Raw genomic sequence first — 632 nt, 5'->3', positions numbered from 1 at the left:
CCGATGGAACAGCGGGCCGCCCGCGGCGCGTTCCGCCCGGCGCAGGCTTTCGGTGACGGTGGGCTGGGTCAGGCCGAGGGCGGCCGCGGCGGCGGACAGTGTCCCCGTCTCGGCGATGGCGCGGACCACCCGCAACTGCCGGAACCCCAGTTCCATAGACGAACGCTATACAAAGCCGGGAGTTCTCCGGAAGCCCTCGCGCGGCGAAAGTAATTCCCGCAAATCCCCTTCAATGTCGAGGAGGACTCCACATGAGACTGCGTACCCTGCTGCGCGTCGCCCTGATCCCGCTGGTAGCGGGCGCGGCGGCGCTGTCCGTGGCATCGCCGGTGGCGGCACAGGAACCCGGGCAGGTCGGCCCGGCCATCGTCGGTGGCGGACAGGCGTCCGGCGACTTCCCGTGGATCGCTTCGCTCCAGGTCAACGGCCGCCATGGCTGCGGCGGATCCCTGATCTCTTCGCAGTGGGTCGTGACCGCGGCGCACTGCATTCCCCAGCAGCAGGGCATGCAGCTGCGCATCGGCTCGAAGACCTGGCAATACGGAGGAACCCTCTCCTCGGCCTCGCGCATGATCAAGCACCCCCGCTACAGCGGACAGGCCGGACCGAACGACATCGCACTGATCCGGCTC

2 protein-coding genes are annotated in these 632 nt (G+C 69.0%); one reads left to right on the top strand and one right to left on the bottom strand.

Annotated features, from left to right (window positions below; translation table 11 throughout):
* On the bottom strand, nt 1–156 hold a 156-nt coding region (locus tag CFP71_RS35570; RefSeq protein ID WP_143267231.1), incomplete at its 3' end, for a LysR family transcriptional regulator.
* A gap of 95 nt (nt 157–251) precedes the next feature.
* Here CFP71_RS35570 and CFP71_RS35565 point away from each other — a divergent pair.
* A partial coding sequence (locus CFP71_RS35565) for a S1 family peptidase (RefSeq protein ID WP_143267230.1) occupies nt 252–632 on the top strand: 381 nt, incomplete at its 3' end.

The organism is Amycolatopsis thailandensis (assembly GCF_002234405.1).
In the GTDB taxonomy this organism is placed as follows: Bacteria; Actinomycetota; Actinomycetes; order Mycobacteriales; family Pseudonocardiaceae; genus Amycolatopsis; species Amycolatopsis thailandensis.
This window is presented reverse-complemented; position numbering and strand designations above follow the sequence as displayed.